At 73.5% G+C, this 15,465-nt stretch carries 14 protein-coding genes and 1 pseudogene; 10 read left to right on the forward strand and 5 right to left on the reverse strand.

Going from position 1 to position 15,465, the window contains the following annotated elements; translation table 11 throughout:
- Positions 1-66 precede the first annotated feature (66 nt).
- A complete protein-coding gene (locus ACFZA0_RS23705) occupies positions 67-1,365 on the reverse strand; it encodes an ROK family protein (RefSeq protein ID WP_391020381.1) in 1,299 nt (432 codons plus the stop codon).
- A gap of 183 nt (positions 1,366-1,548) precedes the next feature.
- Here ACFZA0_RS23705 and ACFZA0_RS23710 point away from each other — a divergent pair, with 183 nt between their 5' ends.
- The 4 genes from ACFZA0_RS23710 to ACFZA0_RS23725 all read left to right on the forward strand — a co-directional run bounded on the left by ACFZA0_RS23710 (position 1,549) and on the right by ACFZA0_RS23725 (position 6,215).
- Positions 1,549-2,865, forward strand: a complete 1,317-nt coding sequence (locus ACFZA0_RS23710; protein WP_391020383.1) for an extracellular solute-binding protein — start codon at positions 1,549-1,551, stop codon at positions 2,863-2,865.
- A 14-nt stretch (positions 2,866-2,879) separates the two neighbouring features.
- Positions 2,880-3,884: an ABC transporter permease subunit gene (locus ACFZA0_RS23715; protein ID WP_391020385.1), complete on the forward strand. Its 1,005-nt coding sequence runs from the start codon at positions 2,880-2,882 to the stop codon at positions 3,882-3,884.
- Positions 3,877-4,749, forward strand: a complete 873-nt coding sequence (locus tag ACFZA0_RS23720) for an ABC transporter permease subunit (RefSeq protein ID WP_391020387.1) — start codon at positions 3,877-3,879, stop codon at positions 4,747-4,749. The genes ACFZA0_RS23715 and ACFZA0_RS23720 overlap by 8 nt, the downstream gene beginning before the upstream one ends.
- 101 nt (positions 4,750-4,850) lie before the next feature.
- The gene (locus ACFZA0_RS23725) at positions 4,851-6,215 is read left to right on the forward strand and encodes a GH1 family beta-glucosidase (protein WP_391020389.1); all 1,365 of its coding nucleotides are present in this window, start codon (positions 4,851-4,853) and stop codon (positions 6,213-6,215) included.
- Between the two features lie 292 nt (positions 6,216-6,507).
- Here the strand turns inward: ACFZA0_RS23725 and ACFZA0_RS23730 are convergent, their stop codons facing one another.
- Positions 6,508-6,900 (reverse strand): SCO5389 family protein, encoded by a 393-nt coding sequence (locus tag ACFZA0_RS23730; protein ID WP_391020391.1) that lies wholly within the window; start codon positions 6,898-6,900, stop codon positions 6,508-6,510.
- A 41-nt stretch (positions 6,901-6,941) separates the two neighbouring features.
- Entirely contained in the window at positions 6,942-7,898 is a 957-nt protein-coding gene (locus ACFZA0_RS23735; protein WP_391020393.1) for an ATP-binding protein, read from the reverse strand.
- A gap of 329 nt (positions 7,899-8,227) precedes the next feature.
- Between ACFZA0_RS23735 and ACFZA0_RS23740 the strand changes: the two genes are divergently transcribed.
- Positions 8,228-8,911: a TetR family transcriptional regulator gene (locus ACFZA0_RS23740; RefSeq protein ID WP_391020394.1), complete on the forward strand. Its 684-nt coding sequence runs from the start codon at positions 8,228-8,230 to the stop codon at positions 8,909-8,911.
- A 56-nt stretch (positions 8,912-8,967) separates the two neighbouring features.
- Here ACFZA0_RS23740 and ACFZA0_RS23745 read toward each other — a convergent pair whose 3' ends face one another.
- The gene (locus ACFZA0_RS23745) at positions 8,968-9,744 is read right to left on the reverse strand and encodes a CDP-alcohol phosphatidyltransferase family protein (protein ID WP_391020396.1); all 777 of its coding nucleotides are present in this window, start codon (positions 9,742-9,744) and stop codon (positions 8,968-8,970) included.
- 331 nt (positions 9,745-10,075) lie between these two features.
- On the opposite strand from ACFZA0_RS23745, the gene ACFZA0_RS23750 reads away from it, so the two are divergent.
- From ACFZA0_RS23750 to ACFZA0_RS23765, 4 genes and pseudogenes are all read left to right on the forward strand, one after another.
- Complete coding sequence (locus tag ACFZA0_RS23750) at positions 10,076-10,474, forward strand: 6-carboxytetrahydropterin synthase (protein WP_391020398.1); 399 nt, start codon at positions 10,076-10,078, stop codon at positions 10,472-10,474.
- Positions 10,475-10,545: 71 nt separating this feature from the next.
- The gene (locus ACFZA0_RS23755; protein WP_391020829.1) at positions 10,546-11,709 is read left to right on the forward strand and encodes a glycosyltransferase; all 1,164 of its coding nucleotides are present in this window, start codon (positions 10,546-10,548) and stop codon (positions 11,707-11,709) included.
- Positions 11,706-12,791, forward strand: a complete 1,086-nt coding sequence (locus tag ACFZA0_RS23760) for a class I SAM-dependent methyltransferase (RefSeq protein WP_391020400.1) — start codon at positions 11,706-11,708, stop codon at positions 12,789-12,791. The genes ACFZA0_RS23755 and ACFZA0_RS23760 overlap by 4 nt, the downstream gene beginning before the upstream one ends.
- Positions 12,792-13,033: 242 nt before the next feature.
- Positions 13,034-13,762 (forward strand): annotated as a pseudogene (locus tag ACFZA0_RS23765) (YbhN family protein); the annotation flags it as partial.
- A gap of 173 nt (positions 13,763-13,935) precedes the next feature.
- On the opposite strand, the gene ACFZA0_RS23770 reads toward ACFZA0_RS23765, so the two are convergent.
- Positions 13,936-14,763, reverse strand: a complete 828-nt coding sequence (locus tag ACFZA0_RS23770; protein WP_391020402.1) for a creatininase family protein — start codon at positions 14,761-14,763, stop codon at positions 13,936-13,938.
- A gap of 37 nt (positions 14,764-14,800) precedes the next feature.
- On the opposite strand from ACFZA0_RS23770, the gene ribA reads away from it, so the two are divergent.
- Positions 14,801-15,460, forward strand: a complete 660-nt coding sequence (ribA, locus tag ACFZA0_RS23775; protein WP_391020404.1) for a GTP cyclohydrolase II — start codon at positions 14,801-14,803, stop codon at positions 15,458-15,460.
- Positions 15,461-15,465 lie beyond the last annotated feature (5 nt).

Raw genomic sequence — 15,465 nt, forward strand, 5'->3', positions numbered from 1 at the left:
CCCCTGTGCGGGAGCGCTCCCACAGGCGCACGTACGTGTGCGCCGCCGGCTCGTCGCCGGCCCGCCTCACACCAGCCGGGCCCCCAGCGAGGTCCGCCATGCCGGGGTCTGGCGCGGGGCGTCCGGCTCGGGCAGGGGGCGCCCGCCGCGCGCGAAGAAGTCGGCGAGCGGCAGGATCGCCGCGCCCACGGTCACCGCGTCCGGGCCGAGCCTGCCCATCTCGATGCCCACCCGCCCGGCGGGGTGCGACAGCGCGTACGACAGGGCGTGGCCGCGCACCGACTCCAGGAAGCGCGGCCCGAGTTGGAGGCCCGCCCAGCCGCCGACGAGCACCCGCTCCGGCTGGAAGAGGTTGATCAGGTCGGACAGGCCCGCGCCCAGGTACTCGGCGGTCTCGTCGAGCACGGCCGCCGCGACCGGGTCCGGCGGGCCGCCGTCCGGGGGGTAGGCGGCCGTCAGCATCGCGGTCAGCGCCGTCTCCTCGTCGCTGTCGGCAGGACGGGTGCCGCCTGCCTCCTCCCAGCGTTCGAGCAGTGCCTCGGCGCCCGCGTACGCCTCCAGGCAGCCGAGCGTCCCGCAGCGGCAGCGCCGCCCGCGCACCCGCACGGTGAGGTGCCCCCACTCGACCGCCCGGCCGCGTTCGACCTCGTCCGAGACCACGCACGCGCCGACGCCCGAACCGAACAGCACCACCACGGCGTTGCGTGCGCCCCGGCCCGCACCGAACCACATCTCGGCCTGGCCCAGGGTCTTGGCGCCGTTGTCGACGAAGTACGGTACGCGGTCCGGGAGTTGGGCGGAGGCCCGGAGCAGCTGCTCCAGCGGTACGGCGTCCCAGCCGATGGTCTGGCCGTGCACCACCGCACCCTCCCGCGCCGTGTGCTCGACGATGCCGGGCACGCCGATCCCCACCCCGAGCAGCCCGTCGGCGGTGAGACCCGTCGCCGCGAGCACCTCCTCGACGCCGGTGCGGATGTGGTCGACGACCACGGCGACGTCGTACGCCTGCCGTCCGCCCCTCGCCAACGGCCGCTCGGCGCGCGCCAGTTCGGCCATCGACAGGTCGAACAGCTCGACCCGGACCCGGGTCTCGCCGACGTCCACGCCGATCATGTGGCCGCTCGACGGCGCGATGCGCACCAGGGTGCGCGGCCGGCCGCCGTCGGACCCGACGCTGCCGGCCTCCTCGACGAGGCCGTCCGCGAGCAGCTCCGTGACGACGTTGCTGATGGAACCCGAACTCAGCCCGGTCGCCGGAGCCAGCGCGTGCCGGCTCATCGGGCCGTCGAAATACAACCGTTGTAGAACGGCGGTGCGGTTCTCCCGCCGCAGGTCACGGACCGTACGGCCGCCCAGCGTTGCCACCTGACCTCCTGGTTTTCCGACGACGCTCGGCAAGATACCCGTGCCGGATCCCTTGACGCGTCTTTCTCTTGAGGTTTAACTCACGTCCTAAATTAAGCCATGAGGAGCGGCGGGACGGAACGGGGAAGCCCGGATCGATCCGTACTCGCGGTTCTCGACTCCCGGAAAGGGACACCAGGAGCCATGCGCAGCATCCGAGTCGCGGCCACAGGCGCCGTCACCCTGTCTCTCGTCCTCGCCGCCTCGGCCTGCGGGGGCGGCTCGTCGACGGGCGGCGGGTCCAACGACTCGCCGAAGACGATCACTTACTGGGCCTCCAACCAGGGCGCCAGCATCGCGGTGGACAAGAAGGTCCTCCAGCCCGAGCTCGACAAGTTCGAGAAGAAGTACAACGTCAAGGTCAAGCTCGAAGTGGTCCCGTGGTCGGACCTCCTCAACCGCATCCTCACGGCCACCACGTCCGGTCAGGGTCCGGACGTCCTCAACATCGGCAACACGTGGAGCGCCTCGCTCCAGGCCACGGGCGCGCTGCTCGACTGGAACACCGCCAACTTCGACAAGATCGGCGGCAAGGACCGGTTCGTCGACTCCGCGATGGGCTCGACCGGCGCCGAGGGCAAGGATCCGGCCGCGGTCCCGCTGTACTCGATGTCGTACGCCCTCTACTACAACAAGCAGATCTTCGCCGACGCCGGCATCTCCAAGCCGCCCACGACCTGGGACGAACTGGTCGCCGACGGCAAGAAGATCTCCGCCAAGGGCAAGAACCCGCTGGGCGCCGAGGGCGCGAACGTGTCGGAGAACATCCACCACGTCTTCACCTTCGCCAAGCAGCACGGCGCCGACTTCTTCACCGCCGACGGCAAGCCCGACTTCACCAACGACGGCACGGTCGCCGCGGTCCAGCAGTACGTCGACCTGATGGCCAAGTCGAAGACCATCCCGGCCGGCAACGCCGAGTACGCGCAGAACCAGTCGGTCAGCGACTTCGCCAAGGGCAAGACGGCGATGCTGCTGTGGCAGTCCGCCGCCGCCAACCTCAAGTCGCAGGGCATGGCCGACGACGCGTACGGGGTCGCCCCGGTGCCCGTGCAGTCCGGCACCCCCGGTACCGGCGCGCAGGTCAACTCGATGGTGGCCGGCATCAACATCTCGGTCTTCAAGAACACCCACAACCTCGACGGCGCCGTGAACTTCGTGAAGTTCATGACCAGCGACGCCGAGCAGAAGATCCTGAACAAGGCGTACACCTCCATCCCGCCGGTCAAGGCCGCGCAGGAGGACCCGGCGTTCAACACCCCGACCAACGTGATCCTCAAGGACACGCTGGCCACGAGCGCCGCGGCGCTGCCGCAGGTCGCCGACGAGTCGCAGTTCGAGACCGCCGTCGGTACCGCCGTCAAGGACCTCTTCGCCGACGCCGCCAACGGACGCCCGGTGACCACCGCCTCGGTCAAGGCGGCGCTCGAAAAGGCCCAGCAGCAGATGCCTGCGAAGTGAGTGCGGATCCTTCCATGACCACCACGACCGCCCACGCCGAGACCGGCGGCCCGGCGGTGCGCGATGGCGAGAACACCCCCGGGGCGGCGCGTGGTCCGCGCCGCCCCGGGCGGATCCGCCGGATCGCACTGCCCTACATGCTGCTCCTGCCCGCCCTGATCCTCGAACTCCTCGTCCACCTCGTGCCGATGGTCATCGGCACCGTGATGAGCTTCAAGGAGCTGACCCAGTTCTACATCCGCGACTGGGGCACTGCCCCCTGGAGCGGGTTCGACAACTACCGCGTCTCCGTGGACTTCTCCGCGCCCGTCGGCGACGCGCTGCTCCACTCCTTCTTCGTCACCGTCGAGTTCACGCTGCTGTCGGTCGGCCTGTGCTGGCTGATCGGCACGGCCGCCGCCGTCTTCATGCAGGACGCCTTCCGCGGCCGCGGCCTGCTGCGCGCCCTGTTCCTGGTGCCGTACGCGCTGCCGGTCTACGCGGCCGTCATCACCTGGGTGTTCATGTTCCAGCACGACAACGGCCTGGTGAACCACGTCCTGCACGACCAGCTGCACCTCACCGACAAGCCCTCGTTCTGGCTCATCGGCGACAACAGCTTCTGGGCCCTGCTGATCGTCTCCGTGTGGAAGGGCTGGCCGTTCGCCTTCCTCATCGTGATGGCCGGCCTCCAGAACATCCCCGGCGAGCTGTACGAGGCCGCCGCCCTCGACGGCGCCGGCCGCTGGCAGCAGATCCGCCGGATCACCCTGCCGTCGCTGCGCCCCGTCAACCAGGTACTGGTCCTGGTGCTGTTCCTGTGGACGTTCAACGACTTCAACACGCCGTACGTGCTGTTCGGCAAGTCGGCGCCGGCGGCGGCCGACCTGATCTCGGTGCACATCTACCAGGCGTCCTTCGTCACCTGGAACTTCGGCACCGGCTCCGCCATGTCCGTCCTGCTGCTGCTCTTCCTGCTCGTCGTGACGGGCGTCTACCTCCTGATCACCACCCGAGGAAGGAAGACGTCCGATGTCTAGCACCGCGCGGGCGCCCCGCTCGCCGATGGCCCCGTCGCAGTCCTTCCTGTGGTCGCGCCGGGTCTTCCTGACCCTGCTCACCGGGTTCGTGCTCGTCCCGGTGTACGTCATGATCTCCAGCTCGCTGAAGCCGCTGGCGGACGTGACGGGCAAGTTCCGCTGGATTCCGAGCGGCCTGACGATCCGTCCGTACATCGACATCTGGTCGACCGTCCCGCTCGCCAAGTACTTCGGGAACTCCCTGATCGTGGCCGGCTCGGCGACCGTCCTGTCGGTCGTCATCGCGGTCTTCTCCGCGTACGCCGTCAGCCGCTACGAGTTCCGCGGCAAGCGCGTGTTCACGGTCACCGTCCTGTCCACCCAGATGTTCCCGGGCATCCTGTTCCTGCTCCCGCTGTTCCTGCTCTACGTCAACATCGGCAACGCCACCGGCATCGCCCTGTTCGGCTCCCGCGGCGGCCTGATCCTCACCTATCTGACGTTCTCGCTGCCGTTCTCCATCTGGATGCTCATCGGCTACTTCGACTCGGTGCCCCGCGAACTCGACGAGGCGGCACTGGTGGACGGCTGCGGCCCGCTCGGCGCGCTGTTCCGCGTCGTGGTGCCCGCCGCGATCCCCGGCATCGTCGCCGTCGCCGTCTACGCGTTCATGACGGCGTGGGGCGAGGTGCTGTTCGCCTCCGTGATGACCAACGACTCCACCCGCACACTCGCCGTCGGCCTCCAGGGCTACTCGACGCTCAACGACGTGTACTGGAACCAGATCATGGCCGCCTCGCTCGTGGTCAGCGTGCCCGTCGTCGCCGGGTTCCTGCTCCTCCAGCGCTACCTGGTCGCCGGTCTGACCGCCGGAGCGGTGAAGTGACCGCCTTCGGCCCCGCCTGGACCGGCCCCGGCGACGCCACGGGCGACGCCGGCCCGGTCACGGGCCCCGGTGCCCGACCCGCCCCCCTTGAAAGGACTTCCGTGTCCCACCCCATCGACCTGGCCGCACTGCCGCACGACTTCCTGTGGGGCACGGCCACATCGGCTTACCAGATCGAGGGAGCCGTGGCGGAGGACGGCCGCTCACCGTCGATCTGGGACACGTTCTCGCACACCCCCGGAAAGATCGACGGCGACGACCACGGCGACGTCGCGTGCGACCACTACCACCGCTGGCGCGAGGACGTCGCGCTCATGAAGCGGCTCGGCACCAACGCCTACCGGCTGTCGGTGGCCTGGCCGCGCGTCCTGCCCGGCGGCGACGGACCGGTCAACGCCAAGGGCCTCGCGTTCTACGACGAGTTGACCGACGCGCTCCTCGAAGCCGGCATCACCCCGTCCGTGACGCTGTACCACTGGGACCTGCCGCAGGTGCTCCAGGACCGCGGCGGCTGGCCCGAGCGGGCGACCGCCGAGCACTTCGCCTCGTACGCGGCCGTCGTGGCCGAGCGTCTCGGTGACCGCGTCACCCACTGGACGACCCTCAACGAGCCGCTGTGCTCGGCGTGGATCGGTCACCTGGAGGGCAAGATGGCCCCCGGCCTGACCGACCTGACGGCCGCCGTCCGCGCCTCCTACCACCTGCTCCTGGGCCACGGCCTGGCGTCCGAGGCGATCCGCGCCGCGGTGCCGGGCGCCCAGGTCGGCATCGTCAACAACCTCTCCACCGTGTACGCCGCCAGCGAGAGCCCCGAGGACGTGGCCGCCGCCCGGCGCATGGACGGACACACCAACCGCTGGTGGCTCGACCCGGTGCACGGCCGCGGCTTCCCCGAGGACATGCGCGAGCTGTACGGCGTCGAACTCCCCGAGCGCGACGGCGACCTGAAGAAGATCGGCGCCCCGCTGGACTGGCTGGGCCTGAACTACTACTTCCCGCAGACCGTCGCCGACGACCCCGCGGGACCCGCGCCCCACGTGCGTGACGTGGCCCGTTCCGGCGTCCCGCGCACCGGCATGGACTGGGAGGTCGACGCCAGCGGCATCGAGACCCTGCTGCTGCGCCTGACCGAGGAGTACGGCGCCCGCCGCCTGTACGTCACCGAGAACGGCTCCTCCTACCCGGACGTGGTCCGGGCCGACGGCACCGTGGACGACCCGGAGCGCCAGGACTACCTGGAGCGCCACCTCGCCGCGTGCGCCTCGGCCGCCCGCAAGGGCGCCCCGCTGGCCGGGTACTTCGCCTGGTCGCTGCTCGACAACTTCGAGTGGGCGTACGGCTACGACAAGCGCTTCGGCCTCGTCCACGTCGACTACGCGACGCAGGCCCGCACCATCAAGGGCAGCGGGCACCGCTACGCGGACATCGTCCGGGCCCACCGGGAGCAGCACCGCCGGGCCGCCTGAGCGACTGCGGCGGTTCCCCGAGTCCCGGGTGGGGCGCAGGACATGGCGGTGGGGGGGGGGGCCCGGGGGCCCCCCCCCCCCCCCGGGCCGGGGGGGGCCCCCCCGGCGGGGCCCCCCCCGCGCGGGGGGGGCGCCCCCCCCCCGGGGGGGGGCCCCCGGCCGGGGGGGGGGGGGGGCCCCCGGGCCCCCCCCCCCACCGCCATGTCCGGTCGCGCGCCCGGATGTTCGGCACCGCGCCGGCGGGGGTGGTCAGGGGCGCGGTGCCCCGGCCGCCCGCCCGCTCGTCCCCGGCTCAGCAGTCCCGCAGCTCCGCCGACTGGTTCAGCACCTGGGCGCGCGTGGACGTGAAGCGCGCGTACCGCTCGCCGCCCCGGTCCTGCGGGCGGAACGCCGCCACCCGGTGGCAGTTCTGGAAGGCGAGGGCCACCCCGAAGTGCCGTTCGAGACTGCCCCGGACGGCGTCGCTCGCGAGCGCGCGCAGCAACTGCCCGCGCTCGGCCTCCGACGCCGGAGGGGTCTGGTTGTCGGTGAACTCCGCGGTGCCGGAGTTGAGTTCGGCCGTGAGCGAGGAGACGAGGTTCCAGGCGTACGGGAGCGAGTCGCGGACCGTGGCGACGAAGTCCGCCTCGCGGATGTCGCCCCGCTCGGCCTCGGCGAGGAGCTGGGGAGAGACGTCGAGAGACATGAAGTGCCCTTCTGCGGTGGGGTTTCGTGGGTCCGTCCGGATCAGGACGGAGAGGGGCCCGGCACGAAGTCCGGGTCGATCTGGAGCGCCAGGTCGAGGCCGGTCGCCTCGTCGCCCCAGGCGCGGGCGTTGCGCAGGTGGAACTCGACGGCGTGGCGGTGCAGCGCCGCCCAGTCCTTGGGCCGGGCGTCGACGGCGTCGCGCAGCACGGTGAGCGCGTGCCGGTTGTGCGGCTCCAGGCCGTCGAACCCGGCGGCGGCGCGGCCCTGTTCGGCGGACCGGACCCAGGGGGAGTGGACCAGGTGGGTCAGCAGGTCGTCGCCCACCTCCTCCTTGAGGAAGAGCAGGTCGTCCTCGCCGGACACCTTGTTGCCGACCACGGCCAGCGGGATGCCGAACTCCCGTGCGTGGTCGCGGTACTGGCGGTAGACGGAGACGCCCTTGCGGGTCGGTTCCGCGACCAGGAACGTCATGTCGAACCGGGCGAACAGCCCGGAGGCGAACGCGTCCGCGCCGGCCGTCATGTCGACGACCGCGTACTCGCCCTCGCCGTCGAGCAGATGGCCGAGGTACAGCTCCACCGCGCCGAGCTTGGAGTGGTAGCAGGACACCCCGAGGTCGCTCTCGTCGAACTCCCCGGTGACCATCAGCGGCACGTCGCCCGCCCGGCCGACGTGCCGCGCGTGCAGTTCGTCGTCCCCGAGCAGGCGGACCAGCCGTGATCCGGTGCCGGGCGGGGTGGTCTTCACCATCGCGGAGGCGGAGGGGACGCGCGGGTTCGTGCCGCGCAGGAAGTCCTTGATCCCGGCAAGGTCCGGGGCCAGGGGAGGTGCGGCGTTGGTGCCCGTGTGCGCGGGGTCGAGTGCCTCGGCGAGGTGCTGGTTGATGTCACCGTCGATCGCGAGCACGGGAGCGCCGCTGTGCGCGAGCCACCGGGAGAAGAGGGCGGACAGGGTGGTCTTGCCACTCCCGCCCTTGCCGACGAACGCGACGCGCACTAGCGGACACCCCTCTTGTTGAAAATGAATGTCATGTGGCTACATTCGGGGGTGGCCGGTGGGGCTGTCAAGTTCGGCGCGGCCCGGGGGTGTCGCGGCCCGCTCGGCCCGGGGTGGTGTCAACGTGCCTGCTGAGAAGGGGAGTTGGGGGAGGTGCCGGGTCGGGGTCGTGATGGTGCGGTGCGAGGGGGTGTGCGAGGTGCGGTGGTTGTCGCGGGGCGGCTGTCGCGCCGTCGGGGAAGTTCTGGCACGCTTCGGTGCGGCGCGGGGCCGGGCGTGGACGGCTCACAAATGTCCCGTTGGGACAATTGCGGGTGTAGTCTGAAGGGATGAACGGCAACGAGGCCACCCCCGTCACCGGCGCGGTGGAGGACCGCAGGCGGCGCAGGTCGCGGATGACCCGGCAGGCGCTCGCGCAGGCCGCGGTCGAACTGATCCTGGAGCACGGCCTCGCGGCGGTCGGGGTGGACGCCATCGCCGACCGCGCGGACGTCACCCGGCGCACCTTCAGCCGCCACTTCTCCGGCAAGGAGGACGCGGCCCTCGACTTCACCCGGGCCGACGGCGACCGCATCAACGCGGCCCTGCGCGAACGCCCCGCCGACGAACCGCTCCTGGTCAGCTACCGCGCCGCCGTGAGGTCCTGGCTCACCGACGCCGAACGGCCCGCGTGGCACGGCAGGCCCGAACCGCGCGCGCTGCTCGCCCTCGTGGACGAGGAACCCGCGCTGTTCGCCGCCTACGAGCGGATCAAGGCGGACGCCCAGGCGGAGTCCGTCCGCATCCTGGCCGAACGGCTGGGCACCGACCCGGCGAAGGACCCCCGGCCGGGCATCGTCGTCGAGGCGGGGGCGGGTGCCCTCAGCACCGTGCTGCGGCTGTGGGCGCGCGGTGCGGACGGCGGGCCGGAGGACCTGGCTGCGAAGGTGGACCGCGCCTTCGACGTGCTGCTGGAGGAGGCGGTCCTGGGCAGCCGCCGCGGAACACACCCGCCGGCGCCGGGAAAACCGTGAACCCGGCGGCGGCCGACGCCACTTGACCGCACCCCCGGCGCCGGGCCGGGGCCGGGTCAGCCCACCGGTTCGTACTCCGGCACCGGGAGCGGGACCGCCGTCCGCGCGGACGCGACGTGTGCGCGCGACCTCAGCCACAACCACCGCACGTCCCGCCCGAAGGACCACACCAGCAGTGTCAACGCGACGGCGGCCACCGGGGAGTTGAGCGGTCCTGGCAGCAACTGCGAACCCGCCAGCAGCAACAGCACACCCTGGAGCGCCGCGACCGTCTTGCGGGCGGTGCTGGGCGGCAGCGGGGCGTTGAGCCAGGGGAACACCCGCGCGGCGGCGACGAACAGGTACCGCATGGCCCCGATCAGCACCACCCACGCCCCCTGCTGGGCCGCGACGTACACACTCAGGACCAGGATGAGGAACGCGTCGACCTCCATGTCGAACCGCGCCCCCACCGCCGACGCCGTGCCCGTGCGCCGCGCCACCTTGCCGTCCACCCCGTCCAGGACCAGCGCCACCGCCGTCAGGCCCACCAGCAGGGAGACCGGCGGCGCGCTCTCGAAGGAGTCCGCCACCAGCGCCGTGACCCCGCCCACCAGCGTCGCCCGGCCGAGCGTGACCCGGTTGGCGGGCCCGAACGACCGCAGCGGCGAGCGGTCCAGCGCCCGCGAGAGCACCGCCCAGCCGCCCACCGTGAAGACCAGTCCGGTCAGCCAGCCCGCGGGGCCGAGGCCGTACGCCGATCCGAGCAGGGCGAGCAGCAGCATCTGCGCCCCCGCCCCCACCGCGGTCTCGTGGCGGACCGGCCTCACGCCGTGAGTGTTGTTCAGGGCCACCGTGCATCCTCCGGCCGTGTGACTGAGTCGATCACCGCCGCGGACTGTGCGCGGCCTGTGCACACCTCGGTACGTGGACAACCGGTCAACCGTTCAGGCCCGTTGAACACGTGGTGGCCGGGGGGTGGACACGGGGCCGGCGAACGGGCCGCCTCGAACGGGGTGTTGCGGGGGAGGGGCGGACAGGGGGTCGGCGGCTGTCCCCAAGTAGGCCGAACACGCCCCTGCACAAGGGCCGATGAACGCGGCAGGGTGAGCAGCCGTACTACTCGGCACCCCCCGGCGGTCGTCCGCCGGGGCCTCGGACGTACCGCACCTGGAGGGTCATCCGTTGTTCAGCATCACCGTCCGCGACCACATCATGATCGCCCACAGTTTCCGCGGCGACGTCTTCGGCCCGGCCCAGCGGCTGCACGGAGCCACGTTCCTGGTGGACGCCACGTTCCGGCGCGAGGAGCTCGACGAGGACGGAATCGTCGTCGACATCGGCCTCGCGACACGTGAACTCGGCGCAGTGGTCAGCGAATTGAACTACCGCAACCTGGACAACGAGCCCGACTTCGCGGGCGTCAACACCTCCACCGAGTACCTCGCCCGCGTCGTCGCCGACCGGCTCGCCGCACGGATCGGGCAGGGCGCCCTCGGGGAGGGCGCCCGTGAACTCGCGGGACTCACGGTCACCCTGCACGAGTCGCACGTCGCCTGGGCGAGTTACGAGCGTTCCCTGTGACGGGCGGCGCGACCGTGGACCGCGCGCCGGGCGCGGGCCCCGGACAGGCCGGCGGGCACGGCGGCGACCGCATTCCCTCCCAGGGCGGCCGGCCCACCGCGCGGCAGGGCCCCGCGGGCGACGGCGGCATCGTCCCGATGTCGCTGCGCTCGGTCCACTTCGTCGTCCCCGGCGGCGTCGACGACCCCGCGGCGCCGAGCGGCGGCAACGCCTACGACCGCCGCGTCACCCTCGACCTGCCCGGCTTCGGCTGGCGGGTCCGGCGGCACGCGGTCCCCGGCGACTGGCCCCGCCCCTCCGCCGCCGACCGGGCAGAACTCGCGCGCACACTGCGGGAGTTGCCGGACGGAACCGTCGTCCTGCTCGACGGCCTCGTCGCCTGCGGCGTGCCCGAGGCCGTCGTCCCCGAGGCGCGCCGGCTGCGTCTCGCGGTCCTCGTCCATCTGCCGCTCGGCGACGAGACGGGCCTGGAGCCCTCCGTGGCCGCCGCGCTGGACGCCGCCGAACGCGCCGTGCTGCGCGCGGTCCCCGCGGTGATCGCCACCAGCGACTGGGCCGTGCGCCGGCTGGTCTCCCACCACGGCCTCGCCCCGGACCGCGTCCACGTCGCCAAGCCCGGCGCCGACATCGCCCCTCTCGCGTCCGGCACCGACGGGGTCTCGCGGCTGCTGTGCGTGGCGGCGGTCACCCCCCGCAAGGGCCAGCACCGGCTGGTGGAGGCCCTGGCCGCCGTCACCGACCTGCCGTGGAGCTGCGTGTGCGTCGGCGGCCTCCAGCAGGACCCCGGGTACGTCGAACGGCTGCGCGCCCGGATCCGCGCCCACGGCCTCCAGGACCGGCTGCACCTCGCCGGTCCGCGGGCCGGCGCCGATCTGGACGCCAGTTACGCCACCGCCGACCTGATGGTCCTCACCTCCTACGCGGAGACCTACGGCATGGCGGTCACCGAGGCGCTCGCGCGCGGCATCCCGGTCCTCGCCACCGACGTCGGCGGAGTGCCGGAGGCGGTGGGCAGGGCACCGGACGGCGGAGTGCCCGGCATCCTCGTGCCGCCGGAGGACCCCGCCGCGCTCGCCGCCGAACTGCGCGGCTGGTTCGGCGAGGCGGACGTACGGCGCCGCCTCAAGTCGGCGGCGCGCGGCCGCCGTTCCGCACTCGACGGCTGGGCGACGACCGCCCGGAGCCTGGCCCACGTGCTGGGCCGGCTGGCGAGCGACCCCGGGAGGACGCCATGAGCGACACGGAGACCGCGGCGGACGCCCCCGCGGCGCGGCAGGTGATCCCCGGCGCGGGACCCACCGGTGGGCCCGAGGGCGGCGCCGGCGGAGTGGGGGCGCCCGACGCGGACCCGCACGCCCCGGCCGCCGGCGACGCGTCACCCGGTCACGACGACACCGACCGGACGGCCGCCCGGGACCGCTACCGCGCCGCCGCCCGGGACCGGGACACTCTCCGGCTGCGCGAGGACGACCCGGCGGCGGCCGACGACGTGCCCCGCTACGCACCGGAGTGGCTGGAACTGCGCGAGGGCGCCGACGCCGCCGCGCGGTCGGCCGAACTCCCGCGCGCCGCCCTGCCCCCGGGCGGCCGGGACGTGCTCGTCGTGCACGACCTGGGCTGCGGCACCGGCTCGATGGGCCGCTGGCTCGCGCCCCTGCTGCCCGGACCGCAGCACTGGATCCTGCACGACCGCGATCCCTACCTGCTGCACTTCGCGGCGGCCGGCTCGCCGCGCACCGCCGCCGACGGCAGCCGGGTCACCGTCGAGACGCGGCGCGCCGACGTCGCGCGACTGACCCCGGACGCCTTCGCCGGCGCGACGCTGGTGACGGCGTCGGCACTGCTGGACGTCCTGACCCGGGACGAGGTCGACCGGCTCGCCGCCGCGTGCGCCGAGGCGGCCTGCCCGGCCCTGCTGACCCTCACGGTCGCCGGGCGCGTGGAACTCGGCCCCGCCGACCCGCTCGACGCCGAGATCGAGGACGCCTTCAACGCCCACCAGCGCCGCACCGGGCTGCTCGGTCCGGACGCCGTCACCGCGGCGTGCGAGGCGTTCGACCGGCACGGCGCGACCGTACGGGTGCGGCCGAGCCCCTGGCGCCTCGGCCCGGGGGAACGGCGGCTGACCCGGGCCTGGCTCGGCGGCCGCGTCGCGGCCGCGGTGGAGCAGCGGCCGGACCTCGCCGACCGCGCGGAGGCGTACCTGGCCCGGCGCCTCGAAGCCTGCGACGCGGGCGGGCTGACGGCCGTCGTGCACCACGCCGACCTGCTGGCGGTGCCCGGCGCGACGGGGCCCGGCGTGGGGGACGGGACGTGAGCGGGCCCGTGACCGGACGCCCCGGCCTCCTGCCCGCCGCGCCGTCCGCGACCGCACCGCCGCCGGACGCGGCACCGACCCCGGGGACGGACGGCGGCCACCGTCCGTCCCCGGACCCCGCCGCCGGTCCGCGCGGAGTCGTCCGGCGGCTCAACTCGCCCGCCGTGCGCTCCCGTTGCGGCACCGTGGCGGGACTCGCGATCCTCGCCGCGCTGCTGTGGCGGCTCGGCACCGGCGTCTTCGTGGACGGGGTGCGCCGGATCGACGGCCCCTCCCTGGCCGTCGCGCTCGTCGTCGGTCTCGCCACCACGGTGCTCAGCGCGTGGCGCTGGTCGACGGTCGCCCGGGGCCTGCGCGTCCGGCTCCCGCTCGGCGCCGCCGTCGCCGACTACTACCGCGCCCTGTTCCTGAACGCCGCGCTGCCCGGCGGTGTGCTCGGCGACGTGCACCGCGCGGTGCGGCACGGGAAGGACGCCGGGAACCTGGGCGGTGCCGTGCGCGCCGTGGTCCTCGAACGGGCCGCCGGGCAGGCCGTGCTGGCGGTCGTCGGGGGCGCGGTGCTGGTGGGCCTGCCGTCCCCCGTGGCGCACGAGGTCCGGCACGTCGCCGTCCCCGCGGTGTGCCTCGCGGCGCTGGCGGCCGCGGTCGTCCTCGCCCGGCGCGGGAGCCGCCCTCCCGTCACGCGGCGCGGCCGGGCCCTGCGGTCGGCCCTGGCGGAGGCCCGCGCGGGGCTGCTGTCACGCGGGGCGTGGCCGGCCGTGCTGCTCTCGTCGGTGCTCGTGCTCGCCGGGCACCTCGCCGTGTTCGTGGTCGCCGCCCGTGCGGCCGGCTGCTCCGCGTCCACGGCCGTCCTGCTGCCGCTTGCCGTGCTCGCCCTGGTCGCGATGGGCCTGCCGCTGAACGTGGGCGGCTGGGGCCCCCGGGAGGGCGTCACCGCCTGGGCGTTCGGCGCCGCCGGTCTCGGCGCCGAGACCGGGCTCGCGGTCGCGGTCGCGTACGGGGTGCTGAGCCTGGTGGCGAGCCTGCCCGGTGCCGCGGTGCTGGTGGTCCGCGGGCGCCGGCGCCGGGACGCCGGCACGCCGACCGCCGTGTCCTGTACGGGTGTTGTGGCCGGACGGGCGGCCGGCGGGGGGCGCCGCGGGCGCTACGGCCGGCGCCCGCTGCCGTCGGTGGGTACGGGCGCGCGGCCGGCCGTCGCCTCCCGCGCGTGCGGCACCGCCGGGTCCGCGGTCACCAGGGCGAAGTACGCGCCGAACGAGTCGACGAGGCTCGCCAGCAGCGCCCGCCCCTTCTCGGCGGTGCCCAGGGACGGGCGCCCCACCACTCCCGACCCGGTGTAGCCGGCCATCCCCACCGTGAGCAGATGGCGCCGGTCGTCCGCGACGAGGTCCGCGGCGGCGTGGCCGGGTCGCACCGCCTCGGGACGGGCGTGCAGCAGAATGGAGGTCTCTATTTCCCCGGCGTGCATGTCCGTCAGCAGTGAGGTCTCCACACCCGCCCGCGTCCGCGCCGTCTCCCAGTCCTCCGGGGCCGGGAAGAGCGCGATGCGCCCGCCGCGCGAGGAGGACTCCTGAACGACGTTGCCCAGTACGTAGTTTCCGCCGTGGCCGTTGACCAGGATCAGCGCCTCGACACCGGAGCGGCGGAGCGAGTCCGCGATGTCAGAGACCACCGAGTGAAGGGTGACGGAGGAGATGCTGACGGTCCCCGGCCAGCCAGCGTGCTCGTGCGAGCAGGAGATCGTCACCGGGGGGAGGAGGTGCACCGGGTACGCGGCCGCTATCTCGGCCGCCAGCGCGCACGCCACCAGTGTGTCCGTCGTCAACGGCAGGAAGGGGCCGTGCTGTTCGAAGCTGCCCACGGGAAGCACCGCCACCTGTCGCGGCACCCCCTGCGCGCGGGCGCGGACGTCCTCGGTGGTGTCCGCCGGCAGCAGGCCGTCCGCGGCCGGCCGCTTCTGTGAACCGCTCATCGTTTCCCGGCCTTCCGTCTCTGCTTAGGACCAGATCATGACAGAAAACCTTGGCATGTCCGGAGAGAAGTCAGCACGGCCGCTCGGCGTGGAACGCCTCGCGGAATCCCCGCTGCCCACGGTGTACGGCCAGTTCCGCGCCGTCGGTTACCTGGACCACGAGCGGGGCGACGAGCAAGTGGCCCTGGTGCACGGGGACATCGGCACCCACGGCGTGCTGACGCGGCTGCACTCCGAGTGCCTGACCGGGGACGCGTTCGGCTCGCGGCACTGCGAGTGCGGCGACCAGCTCGCCTCCTCGCTGCGCGCCGTGGTCGCCGAGGGGCGCGGCGTGGTCGTGTACCTGCGAGGCCACGAGGGCCGGGGGATCGGTCTGGTGGCGAAGCTGCGGGCCATGGCGCTCCAGGCGGAGGGCCTGGACACCGTGGAGGCGAACCTGGCCCTCGGGCTGCCGGTCGACGCCCGCGACTACGGGGCCGCGGCCGGCATCCTCCGGGACCTCGGGGTGGTGTCCGTGCGGCTGATGTCCAACAACCCGCGAAAGCGCGAGGCGTTGATCCGGCACGGGATAGAAGTGGCCGAGCAGGTACCGCTGTTGATAGCGCCGAGCGAGAACAACATCACGTACCTGCGCACCAAGCGGGAGCGCATGGACCACTACCTGCCCCACCTGGACGCGATCGCCCACCCCTCCTGACGGGC

The sequence above is a fragment of the Streptomyces sp. NPDC008150 genome, from assembly GCF_042956945.1.
Classification (GTDB): domain Bacteria; phylum Actinomycetota; class Actinomycetes; order Streptomycetales; family Streptomycetaceae; genus Streptomyces.

Bases quoted from the DNA above. Each gene is read 5' to 3' on its own strand.
- ACFZA0_RS23710 (WP_391020383.1), top strand. From the start codon at position 1,549: ATGCGCAGCATCCGAGTCGCGGCCACAGGCGCCGTCACCCTGTCTCTC.
- ACFZA0_RS23740 (WP_391020394.1), top strand. From the start codon at position 8,228: ATGAACGGCAACGAGGCCACCCCCGTCACCGGCGCGGTGGAGGACCGC.
- ACFZA0_RS23760 (WP_391020400.1), top strand. From the start codon at position 11,706: ATGAGCGACACGGAGACCGCGGCGGACGCCCCCGCGGCGCGGCAGGTG.
- ACFZA0_RS23720 (WP_391020387.1), top strand. From the start codon at position 3,877: ATGTCTAGCACCGCGCGGGCGCCCCGCTCGCCGATGGCCCCGTCGCAG.
- ACFZA0_RS23730 (WP_391020391.1), bottom strand. From the start codon at position 6,900: ATGTCTCTCGACGTCTCTCCCCAGCTCCTCGCCGAGGCCGAGCGGGGC.
- ACFZA0_RS23770 (WP_391020402.1), bottom strand. From the start codon at position 14,763: ATGAGCGGTTCACAGAAGCGGCCGGCCGCGGACGGCCTGCTGCCGGCG.
- ribA (WP_391020404.1), top strand. From the start codon at position 14,801: ATGACAGAAAACCTTGGCATGTCCGGAGAGAAGTCAGCACGGCCGCTC.
- ACFZA0_RS23715 (WP_391020385.1), top strand. From the start codon at position 2,880: ATGACCACCACGACCGCCCACGCCGAGACCGGCGGCCCGGCGGTGCGC.